This is a genomic window from Streptomyces sp. LARHCF249, from assembly GCF_052871255.1.
Window position 1 is genome coordinate 405480 of the sequence record NZ_JBIXJQ010000001.1, and the last position, 25844, is coordinate 431323.

Genomic DNA, 25844 nt, shown 5'->3' on the forward strand with positions numbered 1-25844 from the left:
GGGCGCTGTCGGGCCTTGCTCGGACCGCTGGGAACGACCGAGCCGGATATTGCGTGCAGCGCCGTCGGTGGAGATGCAGACTCCCTCCATGGCGGATATGCAAACGTTCCAGAACGAGGTCACCCGCCGGGCGGCCCGCGGTCCCGACGGGCCCGCGAGTGGCCTGGCCGTGCCGGTGGGGGTGCGGACGGCGGTGCTGCTGGAAGGACCGAGCGACCTCGCGGCCGTTGAGGCGCTGGCCGCACGGCGCGGCCGGGACCTGTCCGCCGAGGGGGTGTGCGTGGTGCAGATGGGCGGGGCGATGAACGTCGGGCGCTACGCCCGCCTCCTCGGTCCGCCCGGCGCCGGCCTGCGCCTGGCGGGACTGTGCGACGAGCGCGAGCAGCCCTTCTTCGATCGCGGTCTGCAGCAGGCCGGGGCACCGCGGGGAAACGTCTTCGTGTGCGCGGCGGATCTGGAGGACGAGCTCATCCGCGCACTGGGCACGGCACGGGTCGAGGAGGTCATCCAGGCCGAGGGCGACGACCGTGCCTGGCAGACCTTCCTGCGCCAGCCGGCACAGCACGGCCGCAGCAAGGAGCGGCAGTTGCGGCGGTTCCTCGGCACGAAGAAGGGCCGCAAGATCCGCTACGGCCACCTCCTCGTCGAGGCCCTCGACCACGCACAGGTACCGGCGCCCCTCGACGACCTCTTCACCACCCTCGGAACGGATCAGCCCAGGTAGTCGGTGACGAGTTCGGCGAAAGCCTCCGGTGTCAGGACCGTGACACCCAGTTCCCCGGCCTTGAGGGCCTTGGAGCTCGGCTTGCCGCTCGGTGACGGTGCGCAGACCAGGTAGGTGGTCTTGGAGTTCACGCTGCTGCCCGCCCTGCCGCCGGCCCTCTCGATCAGGGTGTTCATCTCGGAGCGTCCCAGCTTCTCCAGCGGGCCGCTCATCTTGCCGGTCACGACGACGGTCGCGTTCGCCAGCGGGCCGTCGCCGGCCGGCTGGACCTCCTGCGGTTCCTTCATGTTGACCCCGGCCGCGGCCAGCTTGTCGATGACCGGGGCCAGGGAGGCGACCTGCTCGACGATGACGGGAGCCTTCTCCCCGCCGATGCCTTCGACTTCCTGCATCAGCGCGGCGTCGGCCCGCTGGATGGCGTCCATGGTGCCGAAGTGCGCGGCGATACGGCGGGACATGCTGCGTCCGGTGCCGAGGACACCGAGGGCGCAGAAGACCCGGCTGAGCGGGCGGGACTTGGCGGCCGTGATCTGCTCGGCCAGCTTCGCTCCGCGCTTCGCGCTGCCGGAGGCCGCGGTGAGCTGTTCCCCGGTGAGGGTGAACAGGTCCGCGACGTCCGTGACGGCGCCGGCCTCGATCAGGGCGTTGACGTACGTCTTGCCGAGGCCGTCGATGTCGAGCATGTCGCGGCCGGCGGCGTACTCGATCAGTGCGGGCAGGGCGCAGGCGGTTCCCTTCGCGCAGCGCCACCGCTCCTGGTCCTTGTTGACGGCCCCTGCGCAGTTCGGGCAGGCCGTGGGCAGCGGCACCTGCTGTGCGCCGGCGGGGCGCAGGCCGGCGACGGCGGCCTGGACGCGGGGAATGATGTCGCCCGCCTTGTAGACCGTGACGGTGTCACCGAGGTGGAGGTCGCGGCGTCGGATGTCGGCCGGGTTGTGGAGGGTGGCCCGGGTGACCGTGGAGCCGTCGATGTCCACCGGTTCGAGGATGGCGGTCGGGGCGAGCACTCCGGTGCGGCCCACGTCCCAGACCACGTCCTTCAGTACGGTCTGCCGCTCGACGGCGGGGAGTTTGAAGGCGATCGCCCAGTACGGGAACCTGCTGCCGGAACCGGCCGCAGCCTGCTCGGCCGCGTCGTTCGCCTTGATGACGACCCCGTCGATGCCGAACGGCAGCGCGGCGCGCATCGCGGCCATCTCATCGACCTTCCGCTGTGCGTCTGCGAGGGTCGCGGCCACGTGCAGGCCGGCGGGCGTGCCGGCCGTGGTCTGCACGCCGGCCTCGGCGACGGCGGCCAGGACCTCGGCGTGCGTGGCCCCGGCCGGCGCGAACGCGACGTCGTCGAGCTCGACCGCTCCGTACGCCCAGAACGTCATCGCGAGCCGGTAGGGACGGTCCTTCGCGCGCAAGGTGCCGGCCGTGCCGTTGCGCGGGTTGGCGAAGACCTGCGCGCCGTGTGCGGTGCGGACCTCGTTCGCGGTCTCGAACTGCGCTTGCGTGAACAGGACCTCGCCGCGCACTTCGAACGTGGCCGGAACGGGCAGGTGCTCGGGCAGGCCCTCGATGGTGCCGATGACGTGGCTGACGTCCTCGCCGTGGGTTCCGTTGCCGCGGGTGATGATCTGCTCCAGCCGCCCGGCGCGGTAGCGGGCGGCGACGGCCGCCCCGTCCATCTTCGGCTCGACGGCGAACCCGCCGGCGGGCTCCTGTCCCAGGCGGCGCTGGAGGGAGGCCCCCCAGGCGAGAAGGCCGGCCGGGTCGAAGACGTTGTCCAGGCTGAGCAGGCGTGTGGTGTGCGCGAGGTCACCCGCCGGGGCGGCACCGTCCGCGACGAGGCCGGTCGGCGAATCCTGGGCGACTTCCTCCGGGTGCGCCTGCTCCCAGGACAGCACGGCGAGCCGGAGCCGGTCGTACGTGGCGTCATCGACGGGGCTGTCACCGTCGCCGTAGTACGCCCGCGAGACCTCGCGCAGGCGGGCGACGGCCGCCGCGTAGTCATCGCGGCTGGACATGACGGACAACGCCTCATCGGCGGGGATGTTCTTCATGCCCGTGATCCTTGCTCACGGGTCTGACAACGGCGGCGGCCGGTGGGCGGCGGGGAAGCGGTCCGCGGCGCCGGAGTCCCCGGCGCGGCCGGTCATGGTCGGCCACGGCAGCCGAGTTCGACCGGCCGAACACCCAGCACTCGGCGTCGGATGCGGGTATCAACCAGGTCGTCACCACCTGGACCTCCGCGAACGTCCGCAGCTGTGCGTCCACCAACTGCGGCATCGTCTACTCGGTGGGCGCCAACACCGGTCTCAACGCCTCGTGTTGGGCCCACGGCCAGTGGGTGAACCAGAACGGCGTCGCTCACGACAAGTGGGTCAGGCTCTACTCCGGCAACTGGATCTGGGGCGGCCTGCTGAAGGGGAACGAGACGGGCGGCGTCTCCACGCGCTGCTGAACTCCGCTCGAGTAGGACCGGGGCCCGGACCGATGTGGTCCGGGCTCTGCGGGTTCAGCGGCCGGCGCGGTGGTCGTACACCGTGAGGGAGAGGGCCTTCATCGCGGCCTGGGCGTGTTCGGCGTCGAGTCCCCGGTCGAGGGCCTCCAGAGCGGCGGCCGCCGACACCCGTACCGCGAGGGGCAGGCCGTCGTACGCGGCGACCCGGTAGGCGACGGTGCGGCGGGCATCCCGTTCCTCCTCGCTCACGCCGTCCGGGGTCAGGGGGAAGACCGCAGCCTGGTAGGTCGCGATGCTCACGAGGACCGCGTCGGCGATCCCCTCCGCGTACCCGCCGGCCCGGACGACGCCGTGCTCGGGCTGGAAGAACGCCGTCACCTGACGGCGGGAGAGGAGCGAGCCGATCCCCGCGCCCAGGCCGGCCGCGCCCCCGGCCACCAAGGCCGTCATCCGGCCACCCAGGAGATACCCGAAGCAGGCCCCGCCGACCGCCCCGCACATCACCAGCACGAAGGTGATCATCAGGTGTACGCGGGTGGCGATGGAGGACGTCATCCCAGCAGTATGCACAGCGCCCTCCGTCACTCCTCGGGGCGGCCCGTTCTCGTGGGCGGGCTTCCCCGCCCGCACTCGCCGTGCCGCTTACCGTGGCGTCGCAACGGTCGCGAGTACGCCCCGAGCAGCCGTTCCGTTCGGCCAGGTCCAGCCGGCGACGAGGTGTCCGGACGTGCTCCGCGCCGCCTCCGCCTGCCGCAGGACGCGGTTGACCTCAACGGCAGGGCCGTCGTCAGGGCCGGCTGCCCGCACGATGACGGTCGGGTCGGGGGTATCGCTCTCGCTCTGGTGCTGCGGCGTCGCCTCGCCGCGCAGGAGCGCGCCCAACTGGGCCATCACCACCGGGTCGTGGACGCCGTCGTAGATCCACCGGGTGCCCAGCACCCCGTGCTCGGAGGTACCGATCAGCGCCTCTTCGGGAGCGCCCTCCAGGGCCGCACCCCGGTAGCCCAGCGGGACCAGGTAGGCCACCGGCTCCGGCGCGGCGGCGTCCGCCACGACCATGAACTCGATGCCGACCGCGCCCTCCGGGTCGTCCAGGCGGAACCCGCCGGCCCTGACCAGTTCCGGCGTCTGCGCGCCGCCCAAGTACCAGCTCTGCTTCGGCAGCCAGCCGGTGAGCAGCTCCAGCTTGGTGGGCGTCATGGTGGTGTGGTGGATGGCTGCCATGCGGGCTCCCTCACGCGTGGGTCCGGGCCCGTCGTTCGACGGATGTGATCGAACCTACAGGAGGAGGCCTCCAGGCGTGGAAGCGCCGCAGGGGCAGTTGGCCTCGTTGCCCAACCACCCCTGCGGCCCTGTCCCGTTGCTAGTTGGCGCCGAGGTGGCCGGCCTCCGCCCACTCCTTCTCGCCCTCCGCGGTGCAGTTCGAGGTGTAGACGGGACCGACCGCAGCCGGAACGGCCGCGAGAGAGGCACAGTTGGACGCGTAGGCCTTGTGGCCGCCGGAGAAGTAGTCGATGGCGACACCGTCGTCGGCCAGGGCGGCGCCGGCGCCACCGAGCAGGATGCCGGCGGCCAGGACAGATGCGGTCAGAGCGGAACGGATACGCATGACTCTCCTAAGGATTCCTCGAAGACGCGCTGGTGAATGTGCGCGTCGGCCGGTGCAACATCACGATGGGGCAGCAGGCAACGGCGATTCACTCCATTGGCTCCGGCACTGCCCTCGACTGCAGGAACGCCAGGGCCCCATGGCCTACCACTCGTCGACGCGATTCAGCGGCACAGGGCCGTGTCCACGACACGCTCGAGATGCCGTGTGGTCGCCCCGTCGGTGGGGACGCTGGTCACCGCGATGTTGGCGGCGCGGCCGTCGTCGGTGGCTCCGCCCCGGGTCTCGTACCCCGCGATGTCACCGCCGTGGCCCCAGTAGACACCGCCGCACGACAACGGCCTGCTCATCAGCCCCAGTCCGTAGCCTGCGCCCGTGTTCCCGATGGGGATGGTGGTGCGCATCCGGGTGAGCTCGGCCGCCGGCAGGAGGTCGCCGGCGAGGAGCGCCGTGAAGAACCGGTTGAGGTCGGAGTTGGTGGAGATCATCTGGCCTGCCGCCCACGCCGCGGAGGGGTCGATCTCCGTGACGTCGCGCAGGGGCGCTCCTGCCGCATCCCGGTGGTAGCCCTTGGGATGGGGTTCTCGGACGGTCAGGTCACCGGGTGAGGGGAAGTAGGTGTGGCGCAGCCCGGCGGGCTTGATGATGCGCCGGTCCATCTCCTCGGCGAGGGGCCGGCCGGTGACCTTCTGGACGATCAGGCCGGCCACCACGTAATTCGTGCTGCTGTACGCCCATTTCGTCCCGGGAGCGAAGTCGGCCTTGTGCTGGAAGGCGATGTCCAGGAGTTCGCGGGGTTCGATGTAGCGGTGCTGAAGGATGTCGTCGTCGACGAGGCTTTCGTATTCGGGAAGTCCGCTGGTGTGCTGGAGGAGCTGACGGACCTTGATGCGGTGTCCATCGATACCCTCCCCGCGGAGGAGTCCCGGCAGGTAGGTGTCGACCGGGTCGTCGAGGCCGATCTTCCCCTCACCGACCAGTTGCAGCACGACCACCGCGGTGAACACCTTGGTGTTGCTGCCGATCCGCACCTGACCGTCCTTGGGCACCTTCGAGCCTGTGGCCAGGTCGCCCACCCCTGCGGTGTAGGTGCGGGTGCGGCCCTCGCGGTCGGTGACGCTCGCCAGCGCGGCGGGCAGGCCGTCGGTACGCACCAGCGCGCTCAGGCCCTGTTGAACGGTGTCCGGCCTGCCGGCCGCGGACGCCATGGGCGGCGCGACGGCGCCCCACACCATGGCGCCGACGGCCACCGCGGCCACCGCCGGCCCTGTTCTGCTTCGGCCGCTACGTTGCCGCCGGGAAGAACGAAGCCTCTGCCAAGCCTGCTCGCGCACGAGTCAACTCCTACGGGATCGTTGGGAAACCAGCGGTATGTGCCGGTCCCAGCTTGTCCGGACAGGGCCGCCACGGGCGATCCTGCCAGCGGCCCTGCTCCCGGTGGGGCTAACCCCCCGCTGCGCGCCGACGCCCCGGCGGGCGGTGGCGTCGGCGGTCCCGTCTCCGAGCGGCCGTCCGCGGCGCTGCCTCATGGGCGCTCCGGCGGCTGAGGCCGGTACTCAGCGCAGGCGCAGGACGCTCCTGACTCCGGCGTGGTCGGAGGGCCACAGGCCCGACGGGGTGCGGTCGGCCGGCGAGGCTCCCACCCGGTGGGTTGACAGTGCCTTGAGGCCGCGGCCGCGGTAGAGGACGTAGTCGATGCGCTGGGTGAGGGTGGAAACGGTGTTCATCAGGTCGGCGGCCTGGCAGCAGGTGAAGCCGGGGCCCCGGACGCGGCCGCGGTGGGCGGTCCAGGCGTCGGTGAAGCCGGCGGCCAGGAGGTTGTTGTAGGTCTGGGTGGCGGTTCCCGGCGTTGCGCCGACTCCGCCGGCGGCCGAGTTGAGGTCGCCGAGGAGCACGGTGGGGAGCTTCGTGTTCAGCGGGCCTGCGAGCAGTTCGTTGCCCTGCAGTTCCTGGACGGTCCGCGAGGCGGGCTCCAGATGGGTGGTGACCACGCGGGCGGTGTGGCCGCGCAGGGTGGCGTCGGCGGCGGCCCAGCCGCGCCGGATCTCGAGGGGGGGACCGGGCGGGCAGCCGAGCCCCACGACGCAGAAGGACACCGAGTTCTGGAACGTGGCGGCCTGCGCGTTGGCCACGGAGAAGACACGCGCCGGCAGGTCGGTGCGGGCCAGGAGCACGTCGCGGTCGGTGAGGCGGATGTCCTGCAGGCCGCCGCCGGGGTTGCGCCGCGGGGCCTCGAAGTCGCTGCCGACCGTGACGGTCGCGACGGCCGCGTAGTGCTTGCCCCGGGCCGAGAGCTCGTCGAGGAGGATCTGCAGGAAGTCGTACTCGACATGGGTGGCGCGGCCCGGTCCGGCGGGGGTCTGGCTGAGCCACAGCACGGCTTCCTGGAGTCCCACCAGATGGGGGTTGCCCTCGGCGATCTCGTCGGCCAGCGCCTCGGCGCGCTCGGGGAAGTTCGTCGCCTCGACGTTCCGGTACACCGCGCTCACCGCGTCGACGAGCGCCGACGGGTTGGTGGCGGCGAGGACGGGCGCGAGGTCTGCACCCAGGTAGAGGTTGCGGGTCATGACCCGCAAGGTGGCAGCCGGGTTTTCGGCGGCGGAGGCGGAGGCGGCGGCGGGTGACCCGGGTGCGAACAGCGCGAGCGCGCACAGGGCGGCTGTGAACCAACGGCGCGGCATACAGGCAGACCTTTCGGTAAAAGGCGGGTGAAACTCGCATCTTCACCGAAACCTAAGGCGGCCGATCGGACACGGCGATCCGGGTGTAGGCCGGGCAGCCGATCCATGCCGCGCGCTGCGGGCGGCCCGCCGGGCTCGGCAGGGAAGGCCGTAGGGTTCTGCCCCGTGCACCGACTCGAGATATCCGATCTGATCACCGCGATCGATCCACACGACGGCCACCGGATCCCGGTCCGGCGCGCCGAGGTGATCCAGCGGCTGCGCGAGAGCGGTGACGAGCGCGCGGCCGTGATCGTCGCCGGGCTGCCCGCGGACCGGGACGGCGTACTCGACCCCCACGCCGTGGACCGCCTGCTCATCAGCGTGCACACCGAGCTCCAACGCCTGAGTGAGGAGCTGCGGATCGGCGAACGGCTGGTCCACCTGCTCGGCCCGCTCTTCACCGCGATCCGCACGACCACCGGGCAGCCCGGGCCGTACCGCCTGGTCGACGTCGGGTGCGGGCTGGGCTACGCGGTCCGCTGGCTGGCGGCCACCAACGCCCTCGGCGCGGACGTCGAGCTGGTCGGGGTCGACCTGGACGCCGCGCTGGTCGGCGAGGCGGACCGGCTCGCCCGCGCGGAGGGCCTCGGCTGCCGCTTCGTCCACGGCAACGCCTTCGACCTTCCGGAGGCGGCGACCGTGTACATCTCCACCGGGGTGCTGCACCATTTCCGGGGTGCAGCCCTGGCCGAGTTCTTCCAGGCCCAGGCCGCCTCACCGGCGCAGGCTTTCTGCCACTTCGACATCGCCGCGACCCGCCTCGCACCCATCGGCGCCCGGGTCTTCCACCGCGCCCGGATGCGCCACCCGCTCGGGCGCCACGACGGCGTGGTCTCCGCCCAGCGCGCGCACAGTGACGAGACACTGCTGCGCGCCGCCGCCGTTCCCGGCATCCGGCCACTGCTGTACGAGCCGCGTGGCGCGGTGAACCCGTTCTGCACCACGCTGCGGCCGGTCATCGGGGTCCGCCCGCACCTGGAGGCGCCGCTTCGCCAGGCCCTCGGGCGGGCCGCACGCCGGCTCGTCGGCCCGGAGCACCTCGCCGAGGCCGTCCGATGACGCCCGCCGCAGTGCTCGCCGCGCTGCTCACGCTCCTCGGTCTGGTCGACGCGACGTTCAGCGGCTTCCGCGCCCATGCCGGCCGCGACGCCCGCATCCGCAAACACCGGGCCACCGCCCGAGCGGCCCTGCGGGGGCTGGCCGTCGGAGCCGTCCTGCTGCTCGCCCCGGCGCTGACCGCCGCTCTGCTGCTGCTGACCGCATCCGACCCGGCCCGGACGTACGACGCCCTGGCGGCCGGAGGCCTCGGCTACCTGGTCCCGCTCACCGTCTACGCCGCCGCCGTCCTGCTCTCGCTCACCGCCTACTTCCTCCTGCCGTTCCGCGCCAGCACCCTCGCGATGGTCATCGGCCTCGGCCCGCTGACCCTGCTGCGCCCGCTCGCCATCGCGGCCGCCTGCCTCGGCGCGCTCCTCAACGGCGGCGGAGGGCCGGGCCTGCTGGTCGGCGCGATCGCGGGCGCCGCCGTGCTGTGCGTGGAGCCTTCCGTGCACCGACGCTGGTACCGCCCCTCGCTCTGACAGCCGGCGGCGATCCTGGCCCCGAGACCGGACGTGACCGGCGGACGTCCACCGGCTGCCCGTACGCGAGCGCGCCGGCCTACGGACAGCAGGTCACCATGGGGGGAGGAAGGAGATCCGCCATGCCGACACAGGGGAAGCGACCCACGACCGATCTCGACGCCCGCTACAGCTCCGCGCTCACCTCCCGCCCGGGCGCCGCGGACGTCACCGCCACCGAGTGGGCCGAGGCCCAGCGGGAGCTGGAGGCCGCCGAGATCTTCTGGGTGTCCACGGTGCGGCCCGACGGCCGACTGCACGTCACTCCAGTGATCGCCGCCTGGCACGGCGGAGTGCTGTACTTCTCCACCGGCAAGGAGGAGCAGAAGGCGAGGAACCTCGCCCATGACGGGCACTGCGCGCTGACCACCGGCGGCAACTCGCTCACCGAAGGACTCGACCTCGTGGTCGAGGGCACGGCGCAGCCGGTCGCCGATCCGGCGGTGCTGGAGGAGGTGATCGCCGCGTACGAGACGAAGTACGGGCCGCACATCACCTCCCCGGAGGGCACCTTCCACGGGATCGGGGATGCGTTCCGCAGGGGAGACGCGGTGGTGTTCGCGGTCGCCCCGGCCACCGCGTACGGCTTCGGCCGAAACGACGGTGTCTACACCCATACGCGGTGGAGGTTTTAGCGAAGCGCTGCAGGGTGGATGCGTCGAGGCCGGGCCGGCCCCGTGCGGGGCGGCCCGGCCTCTTCGTACGCGGCGCTGTCTCCAGGCGGGGCGGGCTGTTATTCGAGCAGCTCCGCGTACGAGCCCATGGCCAGGGCGATGTCCGCCTGGGCCCAGAACCGGTGGTACGTGAAGACGGGCGCGGCGCCTCCCGCGAGGTAGGCCTCGATCTTCGGCCAGGCCGGGTCGTCCTGGTAGAAGCTGCGGATCGAGGCGAAGGTGGACGAGGAGTTCACCGTGTCGCCGTTCGGCATGGTGCCGGTCCACGCGCCGGGTACGTACACCGGGTCGTCGAAGCGGATGTAGTCGGACCGGGTCTCCTGGACGGCGATGCCCAGCGGGTCCCGGTGGTGGGTCCACATTCCGTCGAGCAGGGCCTTGGCGACCCGCTTGGCCTCGGCGTGCCCGGACTTCGCCGCGTAGTAGGTGAGTGTCTTGGCGTATGCGGCGGCCACGCCCACGTCGTCGGTGTAGTCGGCGACGGTGACGTGCAGGCCCGCGTTGGCTCCGGGGCTTGCCGGGTTCCACGTGTCGGGGGCACCCGACCACTGGAGGGTCGACGGGATGCGGTAGGTGCCGTCGGGGTTGATCGTGGTCTTGGACAGGGCCCAGCCTACCCACTTGTCGAGGACGGTCTTGGCGGCCGTGTCGCCCGTCTGCTGGTAGTACTCGGCGACCCTCTCCATGGACCAGGCCTGGAAGCCGAACCACTGGTTGGACGCGGGGTCGTGGTAGACCGGCTTCTCGTCGTAGAAGAGGCCGTGGAAGGTGGGGGTCCCGGCGGGAGGCTGTGCGTACCGTCCCTGCCAGCTGTTGGTGGCTCCGCCCGCGATGGCGCCCTCGTCGGACTGGAGCCAGCGGTAGAACTCCAGCTGCCGGTCGAGGCTGGTCGCCCAGTCGGCGGCGCCCGTCTGCGACTTGGGCTTGAGCGGGGCGTACTCGCTGAGCGCGTAGGCGGCGAGCGGGTTCTGGTAGCCGCCGTGGGCATGGCTGGAACCGATCCGCCAGGCCCATCCGGCGGACGTGTCGGTGGCGCCGCCCCATGCGTAGTACCAGGACAGCAGGTAGTGCGCGCTGTCCTTGCCGGTGCCGGCGGGACAGGCGGTCGGCCCGACGCAGTTACCCGACTTCTTGAAGTACTTGTCGAACATCGCGTACCGCAGGTAGTCGCCCATCTTGGCCGCCTTGGAGACGGTCCCGGCGACCTGGGCCCCCTTGCTCTGCTGCTTGGCCCAGACGTCGGCCCAGTAGGCGGCCTGCACGGCGCGCGCGTCGGCGTCCGGGGCGTTGGTGAACTTCCACTGCTTGGCGTAAGAGGAATCGCCGGTGAAGAGGTCGAGGAAGCCGTTCCTCCCGCCGAAGGTGAAGTTGTCGCAGGTGGGGTGGGGGACGGTCTCCCAGACGGACTCCTGCGGGCCGCGCTGGAAGGTGTTGATGTACGAGGGTCCGGTCGCGGCCGGTCCGGCGGAGCACTTCCCCGGCTCGTTGCCGAAGCCGTAGACGTTGTCCACGTCCTGGAGCCAGTGCATGCCGTAGACGTCGTCCGTGCCGTACGCGCTCTTCAGCTCGCCGGCGATCGGGTCGGCGCCGGCCGTGACCGCGGGCTCGAGCCTGGCCGGGTACTGGGACGGCAGGTCGTGCTCCGGGGCGTAGGTGGCGGGCTTTCCGGGTGTGTAGAAGGAGTTGGTGGGCTGGTCGGCATGAGTGGGGATCATGAATTTCTCCATGGTGTCCCACGCGCCGTTGAACCTCGTCCAGTCACCGGTGATCTTCCCGTACATCGCATCGAGCCAGATCAGGTAGCTGTACGCCTCCGAAGTCGTCTCGTGCCCGTGGTCCGGGGCCTCGACGATCAGCGTCTCGACGGAGTGGTAGGGGACGCCCTCGGGCGAGAAGTAGCCGTTGGCGGGGTTGGTGATCTTGCCGTGGAGGTCGAGGAAGCGGGCGTCGTACGTGGAGTCGGCCGCCAGCTGTGCGACGGTGACCTCGGCTTTGGCGTGGCCCGGAGCGGTGGCCGTGAAGACGGCCGTCCCGGTGCCGGTGGCGGCCGCGGCGACGGTGACCTTCTGGACGGTGTTCCAGTTCGCCGGGGTGAAGGCGAGGGAGGCCGGGGTGGCGGCGAGGTTGGTGTTGCCCGAGGTGCGCGCCACGCTCACCGTCACGTTGGCGGCGGGCGCGGTGGAGAGTTTCAGCTCGAAGGTTCCGGTCTCCCCCTGGCGGACCGAGAGCTGGGCGGGGGTGGCGACGAGGGCCGGTCCGGCGGCGACGGTGATGCCGACCGGGGCCGACTCGGCGGAGGCGCCCTGGCTGTCGTAGGCCTTGGCGTAGAGGGAGTGCGGGCCGGCCGGGAGCCCGGTGGCGCTGTGCGTGAAGGGCGCGGTGGTGTCCGTGCCGAGGAGGGTGGTGTCGCTGTAGAACTCGACCTTGTCGACGGTGGCTCCGTCGGCCGCGGCGGCGGTGGCGGCGAGCGGGACGGGGTCCCCTGCGGTGTACACGGCGCCCGCGGCCGGGCTGGTGAGCAGGGCCACGGGCGGCTGGTGGGCGCCGGTACAGGGGGTGCCGTTGACCGAGAAGGAGCTGGGGGCGGCATTGCTGCCGGTGTAGCCGAACTGGGCGCCCGTGGTGACGGCCGCCCCGGCCGCGACGGTCCCGTTCCAGGCGGCGTTGGTCACCGTGACGTTCTTGCCCGACTGCGACCAGGTGCCGTTCCAGCCGTTGGCGAGTTGCTGGTCTCCCGTGTAGGCGTAGGTCAGGCTCCAGCCGTTCAGCGGGGTGGCTGCGCGGTTGGTGAGGGTCAGCTCGGCGGTGAAGCCTGATCCCCAGTCGTTCGTCTTGTAGTCGACGCTGCACTGTACGGCGGCGGCGTGCGCGGTGGGCGCGCCGACGGCGGTGAGGCCGAGGGGCAGGGACAGGGCCGCGGCCAGCGCGGTCAGTCCCGTCAGCCTGGTCAGGGGGCTGCGCTGTCGTGGGGCGCGTGGGCGGCGTGGGCGGCGTGGAGGCACGGTGGTTCTCCTCGCGATGGGGGGAGGTGGGGGTGTGCCGAAGAGCGAGGAACAAGCTCTGAACCAGTGGGAGCGCTCCCACTGTGCCGACGGGAGGCAACGGCGTCAAGACACATGAAGAGTCGAAGGCATTCCGGTGAGGAATTCGACCAACTCCTCTTTTACTTGGTGCCAGTTGGCGCTACGGTCTGCCCACACCAGTGGGAGCGATTCCGTCAGTCGGCGCGTCGTCAGGTACGCGCCCTCGCTGCAAGGAGTCGCTCATGCGACATCCCCCGCGCTTGTCCGTGCTGCTCACCGGGGCAGCGCTCACCATGGCGAGCACCGCTCTCGCGGTGGCCGCTTCGGCCTCAGGAGCCGCGGCCGCACCCGTCTGTACCGTGCAGTACTCCGTCGTCGGCTCCTGGTCCGGCGGCTTCCAAGGCGCTGCCACGGTCACCAACAACGGTGACCCGCTGAGCGGTTGGAGCCTCGGCTTCGACTTCTCCGACGGACAGCGGATCAGCCAGGGCTGGGGCGCGACGTGGTCCCAGTCGGGCGTGTCCGCCACGGCCGTGAACGAGAGCTGGAACGCGGCGCTCGGCACGGGCGCGAGCGTCACCACCGGCTTCATCGCGTCCTGGTCGGGCACCAATTCACCGCCCACCGCGTTCACGCTCAACGGCACTCCCTGCACCGGAGGGCCGGGGCCCACACCCACCCCGACCCCCACCCCGACCCCGACGCCCACCCCCACGCCGACACCTACCGGCCCGGCCCCCGGAGCGCCTCAGCTGAGCGTCGCCGGCAACCGGCTCACCGACCAGAACGGCGCCACCCGACGCCTCCTCGGCGTCAACCGCTCCGGCGGCGAGTTCATGTGCGTCCAGGGCCACGGCATCTTCGACGGTCCGGTCGACGACGCGTCCGTGAAGGCCGTCGCGGACTGGAAGGCCAACACCGTTCGCATCCCCCTCAACGAGGAGTGCTGGCTGGGCCTGGACAACATCAAGCCCGAATACCGGGGCGCGAAGTACGTCGAGGCCGTCAGAGGGCTGGTCGACCGGGTGCTCGCCCACGGCATGACCCCGATCGTCGAACTGCACTGGACCCACGGCCAGTACACGGGCAACTCGGCGGGCTGCGCCGACGTCCACGCCTCCTGCCAGAAGCCGATGCCGGGCGCCCAATACACCCCGGCCTTCTGGACCTCGGTGGCGAACACCTTCAAGGATGACCGGCGGGTCGTCTTCGACCTGTTCAACGAGCCCTACCCCGACCGGGCGACCAGCACGGCGGCCCAGGCCTGGGCCTGCTGGCGCGACGGCGGGACCTGCCCCGGCATCGGCTACGAGGTCGCCGGCATGCAGGACCTGGTGGACGCGGTCCGCGCGACCGGGGCCCGCAACCTCGTCCTCGTCCCCGGCATCGCGTACTCCAACGACCTGAGCCAATGGCTCGCCCACTCCCCCACCGACCCGACGGGCAATCTCGCCGCCGCCTGGCACGTCTACAACTTCAACGCCTGTGCCAGCGAAAGCTGTTGGGACACCACCCTCGCCCCGGTCGCCGCCCGTGTCCCCCTGGTGGCGGGCGAGATCGGCGAGAACACCTGCGGACACGCGTTCATCGACCGCGTCATGAACTGGTTCGACGACCGCGGCCTCTCGTATCTCGGCTGGACCTGGAACACCTGGAACTGCAACTCCGGTCCCGCCCTGATCACCTCGTACGACGGCACCCCCACCCCATTCGGCATCGGGCTGCGCGACCGCCTTCACGCCCTGGACTGAAAGGCACCCCACGACATGAGCCGCACAACCAGCCGTACCATCAGCCGCACGACCAGCCGCACCGCCCTCCTGGCGGCCCTCAGCCTCGTCACGGCCGCGGGCGCCACCGCCACCGTGTTCGGCACCACCGCCGGTGCCGCCACCCCCGGCTGCAAGGTCGACTACCAGATCACCAACCAGTGGAACACCGGATTCGGCGCCAACGTGACCGTCACCAACACCGGTGACCCGGTCTCCGCATGGACCCTGGAGTGGTCCTACGCGAACGGCCAGCAGGTCACCCAGGGCTGGAACGCCGCCCTCACCCAGTCGGGCACGGCCGTGACCGCCCAGAACGTCTCCTACAACGGGTCGCTGGCCACGGGCGGTTCCACGTCCTTCGGCTTCAACGGCTCGCACAGCGGCACCAACGCCGTCCCCGCGACCTTCAAGCTCAACGGCGTCACCTGCAACGGAGCCACCCCGCCGACCACTCCCCCCACCACTCCGCCGACGACGCCGCCCACCACCCCGCCGCCGTCCGGCGGCAAGGCCGACAACCCGTACGCCGGCGCGAAGACGTACGTGAACCCCGAGTGGTCGGCCAAGGCCGCCGCCGAGCCCGGCGGGAGCAAGGTGGCGAACCAGCCCACCGGCATCTGGCTGGACCGCACCGCCGCCATCGCGGGCGCGGGCGGCCGCATGGGCCTGCGCGACCACCTCGACGCCGCCCTCGTCCAGAAGGGCAGTGGCGAGCTCGTCGTCCAGCTGGTCATCTACAACCTGCCGGGACGGGACTGCGCCGCGCTCGCCTCCAACGGCGAACTCGGCCCGACCGAGATCGGCCGCTACAAGACCGAGTACATCGACCCGATCGCCGCGATCCTCGCCGACCCCAAGTACGCCGGACTGCGGATCGTCACCACCGTCGAGATCGACTCGCTCCCCAACCTCGTCACGAACGTCTCGGGCCGTCCCACGGTCACCCCCAACTGCGACGTGATGAAGGCGAACGGCAACTACATCACGGGGGTCGGCTACGCGCTGAACAAGCTCGGCTCCATCGCCAACGTCTACAACTACGTGGACGCCGGCCACCACGGCTGGCTGGGCTGGGACGACAACTTCGGCGCCTCCGCCGAACTGTTCAAGCAGGCCGCCACCGCCGAGGGCTCCACGCTCGCCAAGGTCCACGGCTTCATCGTCAACACCGCCAACTACAGCGCGCTCAAGGAGGACCACTTCAAGATCGAGGACTCCGTGGCCGGGGTCTCCGTACGCCAGTCGAAGTGGGTCGACTGGAACCGCTACACGGACGAGCTCTCCTATGCCCAGGCCATGCGCGCCAAGCTGGTCTCCCTCGGCTTCGACGCGAACCTCGGCATGCTGATCGACACCTCCCGCAACGGCTGGGGCGGCACCGCCCGGCCCACCGGCCCGGGCGCCACGACCGACGTCAACACCTACGTCAACGGGGGCCGCTACGACCGGCGCATCAACCCCGGCAACTGGTGCAACCAGTCCGGCGCCGGCCTCGGCGAACGGCCCCAGGCCGCACCGGCCGCGGGCATCGACGCCTACGTGTGGATGAAGCCCCCGGGCGAGTCCGACGGCGCCAGCAAGGAGATCCCGAACGACGAGGGGAAGGGCTTCGACCGGATGTGCGACCCGACCTACACCGGGAACGTCCGCAACGGCAACAGCATGTCGGGTTCCCTCCCGGACGCGCCGCTGGCGGGCCAGTGGTTCTCGGCCCAGTTCCAGGAGCTCCTGAAGAACGCCCAGCCGGCGCTGTGACGAAGCGCCCATGAGAGCCGTGAGCCGTACGGAGCCGCCCGGTTCCGTACGGCTCACGCGCTCCGCAGGGCCGTGACGAGGTCCCGCAAGCGGTCCAGGCCCGCGCGCGGAACCAGGCCCAGGTGGTAGAGGTGCGCCTCGCCGAGACCCGCGGCCACATGGTGTGCGGCCAGCGCGGTGAGGTCCGCCTCGTCCGCGGGCAGGGTCTCGGGGCGGAAATAGCCGCCGACGGCGGTGGACCGCGGCGCCAGGTCGCGGAGGGCGGCGACCGGACCACCACCGGGCTCGGCCGCCCAGCAGTTGGCGACCACCGCGTCGACGCCGTCGGTCACGGCCTGCCCCAGGGGTGCGAAGGCCCCGGTGGCCCACGGGGACGCGGAGCCGTGCACGGTGATCCGGATCCCGGGCGCGGCGGTGCGCGCGGTGGCGACCAGGCGGGTGTGCAGGGCGGACGCGGACGCGTCTGCGCAGCCGCGCAGCACGGCGACCGTCTGCGGCCCGAGGGCGTCCTCGAGCGTCTTCGGCGGGTGCGCCGGGCCGACGGCCGCGCGGACCCGGTCCGCGATCCGTTCGGGATCGAGGCCCGCCGCCCGCTGTGCGCGCCGGCAGGAGGCGCAGAAGCACAGCGAGAGCAGCTGTCGCTGGACAGGGGTCCACTGGGCGAATTCGGTCTTGTCATGGTGCCCGCCGTGGTCCACGCCCAGCGGACCGGCGGCCTCCAGGATCAGGCCGTCGGCCTCGCCGAGCACGGCGACCTCGTGGACGAGGGTCGCGCAGTAGTCGGCGACCTGGGGTGCCTGCGGGCACAGGGCGTACGTGTACGGCTCGTCGAACGCGTTGCGCCGTACGAGGTCCGGGTGCTCCCTGCCCAGTGCGCTGTTGTGGGTGAGGACGGTCCACGCGTCGACCCGCAGTCCCGCGCCGGCGAGCGCCTTCCGGGCCGCGGCGAAGGAGCCGGGGACGGTCCACCGGGAAGCGCGCGGCACCAGCCTCATGCCCTGCCACGCGGCCGGGCGGATCGGGAGGTAGCAGGCGGCGTGCGCGGCGTCCACCAGGCGGCGCCGCGGGTGGAGCGGGGTGGCGGCGCGGGTGCTGTGGTAGTTCGCCGCCACGGCCACCCTCTCCACGCCGACCTCGCGCGCCCGGTCGACAGCTGCCGGGTCGTCGGCGAAGTCCCAGGGGTACGCGTATCCGGTCGCCGTCACCATCGGAACCTCACCGCCCGTGCGTGGATTCAGGAATGCTCGGGCAGGTGAACTCCCGCCATGCCCCGGAGCGTTGCGAACAGTAGGCACCCGCGCTCGAGATCGTCAAGCAGCTGCCCGCCGTGGACGATCTTTCGCATCGCCCTCCCGCGCGTTCACATATGTGACTACCTTCTGCGCATGGAGACTTCACACACCCGCAGACCCCGCACCGTCCTGCTCACCGGCGCGGCCGGGGGCGTCGGCACCCTGATGCGGGAGCTGCTGCCCACGTACGGATACGAGCTCCGGCTGCTCGACCTGGTGCCGGTCGACGGCGCCCCGGACGCGATCGTCGCAGACCTCGCCGACCGCGAGGCGCTGCGGGAGGCGGTCAGGGGTGTGGACGCCGTCGTCCACCTCGCCGGGATATCCCTGGAGTCCACCTTCGAGAAGGTACTCGCCGCCAACGTCACCGGCCTGCACCACCTCTACGAGGCCGCCCGCGAGGAGGGGGTGCGCCGCGTGGTCTTCGCCTCCAGCAACCACGCCGTCGGCTTCACCCCGCGCCCGCGGGGCGGCGACCCGCTGGTCCCCGTCGACACCCCGCGCCGGCCCGACAGTTTCTACGGCTTGTCCAAGTGCTTCGGGGAGGACCTCGCCCAGCTCTACTGGGACCTCCACGGGATCGAGACCGTCTCGGTGCGGGTCGGCTCCTGCTTTCCCGAGCCGACGTCGGTGCGGATGCTGTCGCTGTGGCTGAGCCCCGCCGACTGCGCACGGCTGCTGCACGCGGCGCTCACCGCCGAGAACGTGGGGCACACGGTCGTGTTCGGCTCCTCCGCCAACAGCCGGCTGTGGTGGGACCTTTCCTCGGCGCGGGCCATCGGCTACGAGCCGCGGGACGACTCGGAACGGTTCGCGGAGCGGCTCATCGCCGAGCAGGGGATTCCGGACGAGGGCGACCCCGACGACCTGTTCCTCGGCGGGCGGTTCTGCACCGAGCCGCCGCGCTGGCCGCACTGACGGCCGATAGAAAGCGCTTTCACATCTTCGTGCGCGAAGCATTGACGAAACACCAACTGCCCCATAGCTTCACGTCATTGCACTTCGTACGTCATATATGAGACGCGATACACGAGATCTGAGAGTGCGTCATGGCCTTCGCGCCCACCCCCATCCCGTCCCGCACCCAGTACGTTCTGGAGGCGATCAAACACGACATCCTCACCGGAGTCCTGAGCCCCGGCCAGGCCCTGGTGGAAACCGAACTCGCAGCCCACTTCGGGGTGTCGAAGACCCCGGTGCGCGAGGCGCTCAAGACCCTTGCCGGCAGCGGCCTCGTGGTGATGAGCCAGTACAAGGGCGTCACCGTGCGCATGGTCGACGCCGACATGGCCCGCGAGGTATACGACGTACGGCTGCTCCTGGAGCCCGAGGCGGTCCGCCGCACGGTAGCGGCGCGCGCCCCGCTCGACGCGGCGCGCGAGGCGCTGCGGCGGGCCGCCGGGGCCGAGGATCCCGCCGAACGCTCGCTGGCCAACCGCGAGTTCCACCGCGCCCTCTATCTGCCCTGCGGCAATCCGCTGCTCGGCCGGATGCTCGACGAGGTGCGCGACCAGGCCGCCCTGGTCTCCACCGTGGCCTGGGCGGCCGTCCCCTCGTGGGAGCACGAGGCCGCCGAACACGAGGAGATACTGCGGCTCGCGGCCGCCGGCCACGCGGACCGGGCCGGCCTGGCCGTCCACGACCACATCGCCTCCTTCGTCCAGCGGGCCTTCCCCCGGGAGAGCGGGGAGGGCGAGTGACCACGACGTTCGAAACCTTGAGGACCGCGCTCGCCGGGGTCGTGGCCATTCCCGTCACGCCCTTCACCGCGGTCGGCGAGCTCGACACCGCGGCTCACCGCACCCTGCTCCGCCGTCTGATCGACGGCGGGGTGCGCACGCTCACGCCCAACGGGAACACCGGCGAGTTCTATGCCCTGACGCCCGAAGAGCGCCGCATGGTCACCGAGTTGACCATCGACGAGGCGGGCGGCGACGCCACGGTGCTGGTCGGCGTCGGCCACGACGTGCCCACGGCGGTCGCGGCCGCCCGTCACGCACGGGCCTGTGGCGCACAGATGCTGATGGTGCACCAGCCGGTGCACCCGTACGTCTCGCAGGACGGCTGGGTCGACTACCACCGGGCCATAGCCGAGGCCGTACCCGAGCTCGGTGTCGTTCCCTACATCCGCAACCCGCAGCTGAGCGGGGTGCGGCTCGCGGATCTCGCAGACGCCTGTCCGAACGTGGTCGGCGTCAAGTACGCCGTCCCCGACGCGGCCGGGTTCGCCGGCTTCGCCCGTGACGCGGGACTCGACCGGTTCGTCTGGGTGGCGGGGCTCGCCGAGCCGTACGCCCCTTCCTACTTCGCGGGCGGCGCGACCGGCTTCACCTCCGGCCTCGTCAACGTCTGCCCTCCGCTCTCCCTGGAGATGCTGTCGGCCCTGCGGGCAGGCGACTACCCGGCCGCGATGAAGGTGTGGGAGCGGATCCGCCGCTTCGAGGAACTGCGGGCCGCCAACGGCAGCGCCGACAACGTCACCGTCGTCAAGGAGGCCCTCGCCTCGCTCGGTCTGTGCCGCCGCGACATCCGCCCGCCCAGCCGCGAACTGCCCGTGTCCGCACGTGCCGAGGTCGCCGCGATAGCCGCCGGATGGCAGGCATGAGCAGGCAGCCCGAGCAGCTGCGCAGCCACCAGTGGTACGGCACGGACGGATTGCGCGCGTTCAGCCACCGCTCCCGCACGCGCCAGCTCGGCTACCTCCCCGAGGAGCACCTGGGCAAGCCGGTCGTGGCGGTCCTCAACACCTGGTCCGACATCAACCCCTGCCACGTCCATCTCCGCGACCGCGCGCAGGCCGTGAAGCGGGGCGTGTGGCAGGCCGGTGGCTTCCCGCTCGAATTCCCGGTCTCCACCCTCTCCGAGACCTTCCAGAAGCCGACGCCCATGCTCTACCGGAACCTCCTCGCGATGGAGACGGAGGAGCTGCTGCGCTCCTACCCGGTCGACGGCGCGGTTCTCCTGGGCGGCTGCGACAAGTCGACCCCGGCGCTGCTGATGGGTGCGGCGTCGGTGGACCTGCCGGCCGTCTTCGTGCCGGCCGGACCGATGCTGCCCGGCCACTGGCGGGGCGAGACCCTCGGTTCCGGCACCGACATGTGGAAGTACTGGGACGACAAGCGGGCGGGCCTGATCGGTGACTGCGAGATGGCCGAGCTGGAGAGCGGCCTGGCCCGCTCCCCCGGCCACTGCATGACGATGGGCACGGCCTCCACGCTCACCGCCGCAGCCGAGACCCTCGGCGTGACGATGCCGGGCGCGTCCTCGATCCCGGCGGTCGACTCGGCCCATGACCGGATGGCGGCCGCCTCCGGGATGCGGATCGTGGAGCTCGTACGGCAGGACCTGCGGCTGTCGAGCGTCCTGACCCGGGAGGCGTACGAGGACGCGGTCGCCGCCGTCCTGGCGCTCGGCGGGTCGACCAACGCGGTCATCCACCTGATCGCCATGGCCGGCCGGTCCGGGGTGGAGCTCACTCTGGACGACTTCGACCGGATCGCGCGGACCGTGCCGGTGCTGGCCGACCTCCGCCCCGGAGGGCGGTTCCTCATGGAGGACTTCCACTTCGCCGGCGGCATGCCCGGATTCCTCTCCCGCCTCACCGACGTGCTCCATCTCGACCGGCCGACCGTCTCCCACAGCACGCTGCGAGAGCGGCTCGACGGGGGCCGCGTGCACGACGACGAGGTGATCCGGGTGCGCGACCGGGCACTGGCGCCCGAGGGCGGGGTCGCCGTGCTGCGCGGGAACCTCTGCCCGGACGGCGCGGTCATCAAGCACATCGCCGCCGAGCCGCACCTGCTGAAGCACACCGGTCCGGCGGTGGTCTTCGACGACTACCGCACGATGCAGCGGACCATCGACGACCCGGCGCTCGGGATCACCGCGGCTCATGTGCTCGTGCTGCGGGGCTCCGGGCCGAAGGGCGGCCCGGGGATGCCGGAGTACGGGATGCTGCCGATCCCCAAGTACCTGCTGGAGCAGGGCGTGCGGGACATGGTGCGCATCTCCGACGCCCGGATGAGCGGCACGAGTTACGGCGCGTGCGTACTCCATGTCGCCCCCGAGTCGTACGTCGGAGGGCCGCTCGCCCTGGTCCGCACGGGCGACGCGATCACCCTCGACGTCGCGGAACGCACCCTTCACCTCCACGTTCCCGAGGACGAGCTGGCGCTCCGGCGGGAGGCGTGGACCCCGCCGCCGGCCCGTTACGCACGCGGCTACGGGGCGCTGTACAGCGAGCAGATCACCCAGGCCGACACGGGATGCGACTTCGAGTTCCTGGCCCGGCCCGGGGCGACCCCCGATCCCTACGCGGGCTGACTCCCCTCGCGCATCCGGCGAATCCGCCTGTCCGAAACACCGAGAACGGAGCCACCGTCATGGCCTCAGCTGTGACCCGACCACCTCAGGCCCCGGTGCCGAAGGCCCCCAGGGCCTCCCGGGCCCCCGAGGTACCCGGCCGCCGCCGCACGGGAGCCGCCCCCCGCCGACTGCCGTACCTGCTGATCGCGCCCGCCGGGCTGCTGATGCTCGGCTTCATCGCCTACCCCGTGCTCAGCGTCTTCTACTACAGCCTGCAGCACTACAACCCCACCAAGCCCTGGCGCAACGGCTTCGCCGGCTTCGACAATTTCGTGCACGTCTTCACCGACGACCCGCACTTCTGGGGGACGCTGACCTTCAGCGCGAAATGGGTCGCCGTCGAGGTGAGCCTGCAGCTGCTGTTCGGCCTGGCCCTCGCGCTGATCGTCAACCAGACGTTCGCGGGCCGCGCCCTGGGCCGGGCCCTGGTGTTCTCCCCGTGGGCGGTCTCCGGAGTGCTGACCTCCGCCATCTGGGTGCTGCTCTACAACTCCCAGACGGGCATCACCCGTTATCTCGCGGACATGGGAATCGGCGAGTACGGCGCGTCCTGGCTGTCCGACACCTCCACGGTCTTCTCCGCGGTGGTCGTCGCCGATCTGTGGCGCGGCGTCCCCTTCTTCGCGATCCTCATCCTCGCCGACCTCCAGTCCGTACCCAAGGACCTGTACGAGGCGGCCGAGGTGGACGGGGCGGGCCGGCTGCGGCAGTTCCTCCACATCACGCTGCCGCACCTCAGGGACGCGATCGTGCTGTCCACCCTGCTGCGAGCCGTGTGGGAGTTCAACAACGTCGACCTCCTCTACACCCTGACCGGTGGCGGCCCCGCGGGCGAGACCACGACGCTGCCCCTCTACATCGCCAACACCAGTGTCGACGCCCACAACTTCGGATACGCCTCAGCGCTGACGACGGTGGCGTTCGTGATCCTTCTCTTCTGCTCGATGGTCTATCTGCGCCTGAGCAAGTTCGGAGGCGAGAGCAAGTGAAACGGCGGCGCGCCTGGGACGAGATCCCCCGGTGGCAGATCTACCTGCCGCTCGGCATCTACCTCCTGTTCACCCTGATCCCCTTCTACTGGATACTGCTCTTCGCGCTCAGGCCGGCGGGCTCCACCTCACTGGTGCCGTGGCCCATGACCACCGAGCACTTCGAGAAGGTGTGGACCGAGCGGAGTTTCGCGACCTTCTTCCAGAACAGCCTGCTCATCGGCCTCGCGACGCTGGTGATGACCACCGTGATCGCGCTCGCCGGCGGCTACGCCCTGGCCCGCTTCGACTTCCGGGTCAAGAAGGGCTTCATGCTGGCCCTGCTGTGCTCCCAGTTCGTGCCCGGTGCGCTGCTGCTCGTACCGCTGTTCCAGACCTTCGCCAGTCTGCGGATGATCAACTCTCTGGGCAGCGTCATCATCGCGGAGACCGTCTTCCAGCTCCCCCTGTCCATGATCCTCATCAGCGGCTTCATCAAGAACGTGCCGTACTCCCTGGAGGAGGCCGCCTGGGTCGACGGCTGCCACCGCTTCAGCGCGTTCCGGATCGTCGTCCTGCCGCTCCTGCGGCCCGGCCTGGTCGCCGTCGGCTCCTTCGCCTTCGTCCACGCCTGGAACCACTTCCTCTTCGCGCTGATGTTCCTCAGCAGCCAGGACAAGCAGACCATTCCGGTCGGCCTCAACACCCTCATGGGGGCGGACAGCGTCGACCTGGGTGCGCTCGCCGCGGGCGGCGTGATCGCAGCCGTGCCCGTCGTGATCGTGTTCGCCTTCATCCAGAAGTGGCTGGTCACCGGCTTCAGCGCAGGGGCGGTGAAGGGATGAGCAACGGCCCCGGCACCCTGCGCACCCCGCTTCCCGTGGTCCTGGCGGGCGCGCGCGGCCACGGCCGGTCGCACCTGCTGAACATCCGCCGGCTCGAGCGCCTCGGCCTGGTCCGCCTCGCCGGTGTCTGCGAGCTGCGGCCACTCGGCGCCGAGGAGCTGGACGGGTTCGGCACACCGGACCAGTCCTCGGACCTCGACGCGCTCATGGCCTCCACCGGGGCCCGGATCGCCGTGATCTCGACGCCGATCCAGACCCACACCGATCTCGCTCTGACCGCCGCCCGCCACGGGGCGCACGTCCTCCTCGAGAAGCCGCCGGCCCCTTCGTACGCGGAGTTCCGCCGGATGGCGCAGGGAGTCGCGGCGGCCGGCACCGCCTGCCAGATCGGCTTCCAGTCCCTCGGCTCGCATGCCGTTCCCGCCATCAGGCGGCTGATCGAGGAGGGCCATATCGGCGAACTCCTCGGCGTCGGCGCGGCCGGTGCGTGGGTCCGGGACGAGGCGTACTTCCGGCGCGCGCCCTGGGCCGGCCAGCGGGTCCTGGACGGCGTCGACGTCGTCGACGGCGCCCTCACCAACCCGCTGGCCCACGCCGTCGCCACCGCGCTGGCCCTCGCCGGCAGTACCCGCGCCGAGGACGTCGAGTCCATCGAGGCCGAGCTCCTGCGCGCGAACGCCATCGCATCCGACGACACCTCCTGCGTCCGGATCTCCACCACGACGGGCAGCCGGGTCACCGTCGCGGCGACCCTGTGCGCCGAGACGGACTCCGAGCCGTACGTGATGGTCCACGGCAGTCGGGGCCGCGTCACCTTCTGGTACCGGCAGGACCGGGTGCTGCTCCAGCGGGCCGGGCACGGCCCGGAGGAGGTGGTCCACGGCCGGACCGATCTCCTGGAGAACCTCGTCGGGCATGTGACCGACGGCGAGGCACTGCGCGTACCGCCCGCGCAGACCGGGGCGTTCATGCGGGTCGTGGAGGCGATCCGGCTGGCGCCCGATCCGGTGGCGCTGCCGGAGGCGTACTGGCACACCGAGGCGGGCGCGAGCGCGCCCCGCCGGGTCGTCGACGGGATCGGCAAGCTCGTCGACACGAGTGCCCACACGCTCGGCCTGTACTCCGAACTCGACGCCCCCTGGACCCTGCCGTTCAGGGCGGAGACCCGATGAACCCCGCACTGGTCCTGTGCTGCGCCGGCCGTCCCGTGGCCCACTACACCACCCGCCCCGCCCTGGCGGGGGACCACTCCCCCCGGCCCCATCTGCATCCCGTCACGACCCTGGCAGGGGTCCGTGTCACCGAGCTGATGCCCCAGGACCACCCGCACCACCTCGGCGTGGGCGTGGCCGTACCGGATGTGGCGGGCCGCAACTTCTGGGGCGGGCGCACCTTCGTCCGCGACCGCGGGCCGACCCCGCTCGACAACCACGGCGTGCAGCGCCACGACGGCTTCACGCTCCGCGCCCCCGACGGGTTCGTGGAGCGGCTGAGCTGGACGGCCGGGGACCGGGTGCTCCTGCGCGAACACCGGACCGTGGCCACGGCGGTGCTGAGCGAATCGGCCTGGGCCCTGGACTTCACCTTCTCGCTCACCGAGGTGTCGGGCCAGGCCCTGTCCATCGGCAGCCCGGCCACCAACGGACGGCCGGGCGCGGCCTACGGCGGCTTCTTCTGGCGTGCGCCCAAGGAGGCCGCGCCGCCGGCCGTCTTCGGCGCGGACGCGGACGGCGAGGCTGCCGTGCACGGCTCCCGCGCCGGCTGGGTCGCGCTGGCCGGCGAGGGCTGGACCCTGGTCTTCGCCGGTGCGACCGAGGAGACCCGGCGCGATCCGTGGTTCGTACGCGCCGCCGAGTACCCGGGAGTGGGGTCCTGCCTCGCCCACGACCGGCGGCTGCCCGTCGCCGCCGGAGCGACGGTCGTCCGGCGGGTGGTCACCGTGGTGGCCGACGGACGGCTGGGACGGGCAGAGGCGGCGGCGCTGGTGCACAAGGCGGTCCCCGCATGAGCCGCTCCGCAACACCAT

Annotated in this window: 23 protein-coding genes; 15 read left to right on the top strand and 8 right to left on the bottom strand. The window is 71.5% G+C overall.

The genetic code is table 11. The features are described from left to right. Positions 1-88 precede the first annotated feature (88 nt). The gene (locus tag ACIPUC_RS02045; protein ID WP_446586244.1) at positions 89-724 is read left to right on the top strand and encodes a TOPRIM nucleotidyl transferase/hydrolase domain-containing protein; all 636 of its coding nucleotides are present in this window, start codon (positions 89-91) and stop codon (positions 722-724) included. On the opposite strand, the gene ligA is transcribed toward ACIPUC_RS02045, so the two are convergent. Further along, positions 712-2772 (bottom strand): NAD-dependent DNA ligase LigA, encoded by a 2061-nt coding sequence (gene ligA / locus ACIPUC_RS02050; RefSeq protein WP_446586245.1) that lies wholly within the window; start codon positions 2770-2772, stop codon positions 712-714. The genes ACIPUC_RS02045 and ligA overlap by 13 nt on opposite strands. Positions 2773-2783: 11 nt before the next feature. Here ligA and ACIPUC_RS02055 point away from each other — a divergent pair, with 11 nt between their 5' ends. Beyond that, the gene (locus ACIPUC_RS02055; protein WP_446586246.1) at positions 2784-3173 is read left to right on the top strand and encodes a hypothetical protein; all 390 of its coding nucleotides are present in this window, start codon (positions 2784-2786) and stop codon (positions 3171-3173) included. A 54-nt stretch (positions 3174-3227) separates the two neighbouring features. Here the strand turns inward: ACIPUC_RS02055 and ACIPUC_RS02060 are convergent, their stop codons facing one another. The 5 genes from ACIPUC_RS02060 to ACIPUC_RS02080 all read right to left on the bottom strand — a co-directional run bounded on the left by ACIPUC_RS02060 (position 3228) and on the right by ACIPUC_RS02080 (position 7463). Next, entirely contained in the window at positions 3228-3728 is a 501-nt protein-coding gene (locus ACIPUC_RS02060) for a hypothetical protein (protein ID WP_446586247.1), read from the bottom strand. Positions 3729-3815: 87 nt separating this feature from the next. After that, entirely contained in the window at positions 3816-4397 is a 582-nt protein-coding gene (locus ACIPUC_RS02065) for a maltokinase N-terminal cap-like domain-containing protein (RefSeq protein WP_446586248.1), read from the bottom strand. 139 nt (positions 4398-4536) lie between these two features. After that, on the bottom strand, positions 4537-4782 hold the full coding sequence (locus ACIPUC_RS02070; RefSeq protein WP_446586249.1) for a hypothetical protein: 246 nt from the start codon (positions 4780-4782) through the stop codon (positions 4537-4539). 164 nt (positions 4783-4946) lie between these two features. Continuing rightward, positions 4947-6116 carry a serine hydrolase domain-containing protein gene (locus ACIPUC_RS02075; RefSeq protein ID WP_446586250.1) on the bottom strand — a complete coding sequence of 390 codons (1170 nt, stop codon included), beginning with the start codon at positions 6114-6116 and terminating at the stop codon, positions 4947-4949. A 222-nt stretch (positions 6117-6338) separates the two neighbouring features. Next, positions 6339-7463 carry an endonuclease/exonuclease/phosphatase family protein gene (locus tag ACIPUC_RS02080; RefSeq protein ID WP_446586251.1) on the bottom strand — a complete coding sequence of 375 codons (1125 nt, stop codon included), beginning with the start codon at positions 7461-7463 and terminating at the stop codon, positions 6339-6341. A 165-nt stretch (positions 7464-7628) separates the two neighbouring features. Between ACIPUC_RS02080 and ACIPUC_RS02085 the strand changes: the two genes are divergently transcribed. From ACIPUC_RS02085 to ACIPUC_RS02095, 3 genes are all read left to right on the top strand, one after another. Then, complete coding sequence (locus ACIPUC_RS02085) at positions 7629-8564, top strand: class I SAM-dependent methyltransferase (RefSeq protein ID WP_446586252.1); 936 nt, start codon at positions 7629-7631, stop codon at positions 8562-8564. Beyond that, positions 8561-9085: a hypothetical protein gene (locus tag ACIPUC_RS02090; RefSeq protein ID WP_446586253.1), complete on the top strand. Its 525-nt coding sequence runs from the start codon at positions 8561-8563 to the stop codon at positions 9083-9085. Before ACIPUC_RS02085 ends, ACIPUC_RS02090 begins: the two co-directional genes overlap by 4 nt. A 122-nt stretch (positions 9086-9207) precedes the next feature. Further along, a complete protein-coding gene (locus tag ACIPUC_RS02095) occupies positions 9208-9759 on the top strand; it encodes a pyridoxamine 5'-phosphate oxidase family protein (protein ID WP_446586254.1) in 552 nt (183 codons plus the stop codon). A 98-nt stretch (positions 9760-9857) separates the two neighbouring features. Here the strand turns inward: ACIPUC_RS02095 and ACIPUC_RS02100 are convergent, their stop codons facing one another. Next, positions 9858-12722 (bottom strand): glycoside hydrolase family 48 protein, encoded by a 2865-nt coding sequence (locus ACIPUC_RS02100; RefSeq protein ID WP_446586759.1) that lies wholly within the window; start codon positions 12720-12722, stop codon positions 9858-9860. A 341-nt stretch (positions 12723-13063) separates the two neighbouring features. Here ACIPUC_RS02100 and ACIPUC_RS02105 point away from each other — a divergent pair, with 341 nt between their 5' ends. Together ACIPUC_RS02105 and ACIPUC_RS02110 are read left to right on the top strand one after the other, a co-directional pair. Next, entirely contained in the window at positions 13064-14572 is a 1509-nt protein-coding gene (locus tag ACIPUC_RS02105) for a cellulase family glycosylhydrolase (protein WP_446586255.1), read from the top strand. A 15-nt stretch (positions 14573-14587) separates the two neighbouring features. Further along, positions 14588-16348, top strand: a complete 1761-nt coding sequence (locus tag ACIPUC_RS02110) for a glycoside hydrolase family 6 protein (protein WP_446586256.1) — start codon at positions 14588-14590, stop codon at positions 16346-16348. Positions 16349-16401: 53 nt separating this feature from the next. On the opposite strand, the gene ACIPUC_RS02115 is transcribed toward ACIPUC_RS02110, so the two are convergent. Then, on the bottom strand, positions 16402-17556 hold the full coding sequence (locus tag ACIPUC_RS02115; RefSeq protein WP_446586257.1) for a hypothetical protein: 1155 nt from the start codon (positions 17554-17556) through the stop codon (positions 16402-16404). A 177-nt stretch (positions 17557-17733) separates the two neighbouring features. Here ACIPUC_RS02115 and ACIPUC_RS02120 point away from each other — a divergent pair, with 177 nt between their 5' ends. The 8 genes from ACIPUC_RS02120 (at position 17734) to ACIPUC_RS02155 (ending at position 25826) form a co-directional block, all read left to right on the top strand. Then, entirely contained in the window at positions 17734-18558 is an 825-nt protein-coding gene (locus ACIPUC_RS02120; RefSeq protein ID WP_446586258.1) for an NAD-dependent epimerase/dehydratase family protein, read from the top strand. A 131-nt stretch (positions 18559-18689) separates the two neighbouring features. Then, positions 18690-19340 (top strand): GntR family transcriptional regulator, encoded by a 651-nt coding sequence (locus ACIPUC_RS02125; protein ID WP_446586259.1) that lies wholly within the window; start codon positions 18690-18692, stop codon positions 19338-19340. Further along, positions 19337-20245 (top strand): dihydrodipicolinate synthase family protein, encoded by a 909-nt coding sequence (locus tag ACIPUC_RS02130; protein WP_446586260.1) that lies wholly within the window; start codon positions 19337-19339, stop codon positions 20243-20245. Before ACIPUC_RS02125 ends, ACIPUC_RS02130 begins: the two co-directional genes overlap by 4 nt. Continuing rightward, positions 20242-21963, top strand: a complete 1722-nt coding sequence (araD, locus tag ACIPUC_RS02135) for an L-arabinonate dehydratase (protein ID WP_446586261.1) — start codon at positions 20242-20244, stop codon at positions 21961-21963. The genes ACIPUC_RS02130 and araD overlap by 4 nt, the downstream gene beginning before the upstream one ends. Before the next feature lie 59 nt (positions 21964-22022). Beyond that, a complete protein-coding gene (locus ACIPUC_RS02140) occupies positions 22023-22994 on the top strand; it encodes a carbohydrate ABC transporter permease (protein ID WP_446586262.1) in 972 nt (323 codons plus the stop codon). Then, the gene (locus ACIPUC_RS02145; RefSeq protein ID WP_446586760.1) at positions 22943-23818 is read left to right on the top strand and encodes a carbohydrate ABC transporter permease; all 876 of its coding nucleotides are present in this window, start codon (positions 22943-22945) and stop codon (positions 23816-23818) included. The genes ACIPUC_RS02140 and ACIPUC_RS02145 overlap by 52 nt, the downstream gene beginning before the upstream one ends. Continuing rightward, positions 23815-24990 (top strand): Gfo/Idh/MocA family protein, encoded by a 1176-nt coding sequence (locus ACIPUC_RS02150; RefSeq protein ID WP_446586263.1) that lies wholly within the window; start codon positions 23815-23817, stop codon positions 24988-24990. Before ACIPUC_RS02145 ends, ACIPUC_RS02150 begins: the two co-directional genes overlap by 4 nt. After that, positions 24987-25826 (top strand): DUF6807 domain-containing protein, encoded by an 840-nt coding sequence (locus tag ACIPUC_RS02155; protein WP_446586264.1) that lies wholly within the window; start codon positions 24987-24989, stop codon positions 25824-25826. Before ACIPUC_RS02150 ends, ACIPUC_RS02155 begins: the two co-directional genes overlap by 4 nt. Positions 25827-25844 lie beyond the last annotated feature (18 nt).

Bases quoted from the DNA above. Each gene is read 5' to 3' on its own strand.
- ACIPUC_RS02110 (WP_446586256.1), top strand. From the start codon at position 14,588: ATGAGCCGCACAACCAGCCGTACCATCAGCCGCACGACCAGCCGCACC.
- ACIPUC_RS02090 (WP_446586253.1), top strand. From the start codon at position 8,561: ATGACGCCCGCCGCAGTGCTCGCCGCGCTGCTCACGCTCCTCGGTCTG.
- ACIPUC_RS02120 (WP_446586258.1), top strand. From the start codon at position 17,734: ATGGAGACTTCACACACCCGCAGACCCCGCACCGTCCTGCTCACCGGC.
- ACIPUC_RS02080 (WP_446586251.1), bottom strand. From the start codon at position 7,463: ATGCCGCGCCGTTGGTTCACAGCCGCCCTGTGCGCGCTCGCGCTGTTC.
- ACIPUC_RS02150 (WP_446586263.1), top strand. From the start codon at position 23,815: ATGAGCAACGGCCCCGGCACCCTGCGCACCCCGCTTCCCGTGGTCCTG.
- ACIPUC_RS02060 (WP_446586247.1), bottom strand. From the start codon at position 3,728: ATGACGTCCTCCATCGCCACCCGCGTACACCTGATGATCACCTTCGTG.
- ligA (WP_446586245.1), bottom strand. From the start codon at position 2,772: ATGAAGAACATCCCCGCCGATGAGGCGTTGTCCGTCATGTCCAGCCGC.
- ACIPUC_RS02155 (WP_446586264.1), top strand. From the start codon at position 24,987: ATGAACCCCGCACTGGTCCTGTGCTGCGCCGGCCGTCCCGTGGCCCAC.
- araD (WP_446586261.1), top strand. From the start codon at position 20,242: ATGAGCAGGCAGCCCGAGCAGCTGCGCAGCCACCAGTGGTACGGCACG.
- ACIPUC_RS02105 (WP_446586255.1), top strand. From the start codon at position 13,064: ATGCGACATCCCCCGCGCTTGTCCGTGCTGCTCACCGGGGCAGCGCTC.
- ACIPUC_RS02125 (WP_446586259.1), top strand. From the start codon at position 18,690: ATGGCCTTCGCGCCCACCCCCATCCCGTCCCGCACCCAGTACGTTCTG.
- ACIPUC_RS02095 (WP_446586254.1), top strand. From the start codon at position 9,208: ATGCCGACACAGGGGAAGCGACCCACGACCGATCTCGACGCCCGCTAC.
- ACIPUC_RS02045 (WP_446586244.1), top strand. From the start codon at position 89: ATGGCGGATATGCAAACGTTCCAGAACGAGGTCACCCGCCGGGCGGCC.
- ACIPUC_RS02070 (WP_446586249.1), bottom strand. From the start codon at position 4,782: ATGCGTATCCGTTCCGCTCTGACCGCATCTGTCCTGGCCGCCGGCATC.
- ACIPUC_RS02065 (WP_446586248.1), bottom strand. From the start codon at position 4,397: ATGGCAGCCATCCACCACACCACCATGACGCCCACCAAGCTGGAGCTG.
- ACIPUC_RS02140 (WP_446586262.1), top strand. From the start codon at position 22,023: ATGGCCTCAGCTGTGACCCGACCACCTCAGGCCCCGGTGCCGAAGGCC.
- ACIPUC_RS02115 (WP_446586257.1), bottom strand. From the start codon at position 17,556: ATGGTGACGGCGACCGGATACGCGTACCCCTGGGACTTCGCCGACGAC.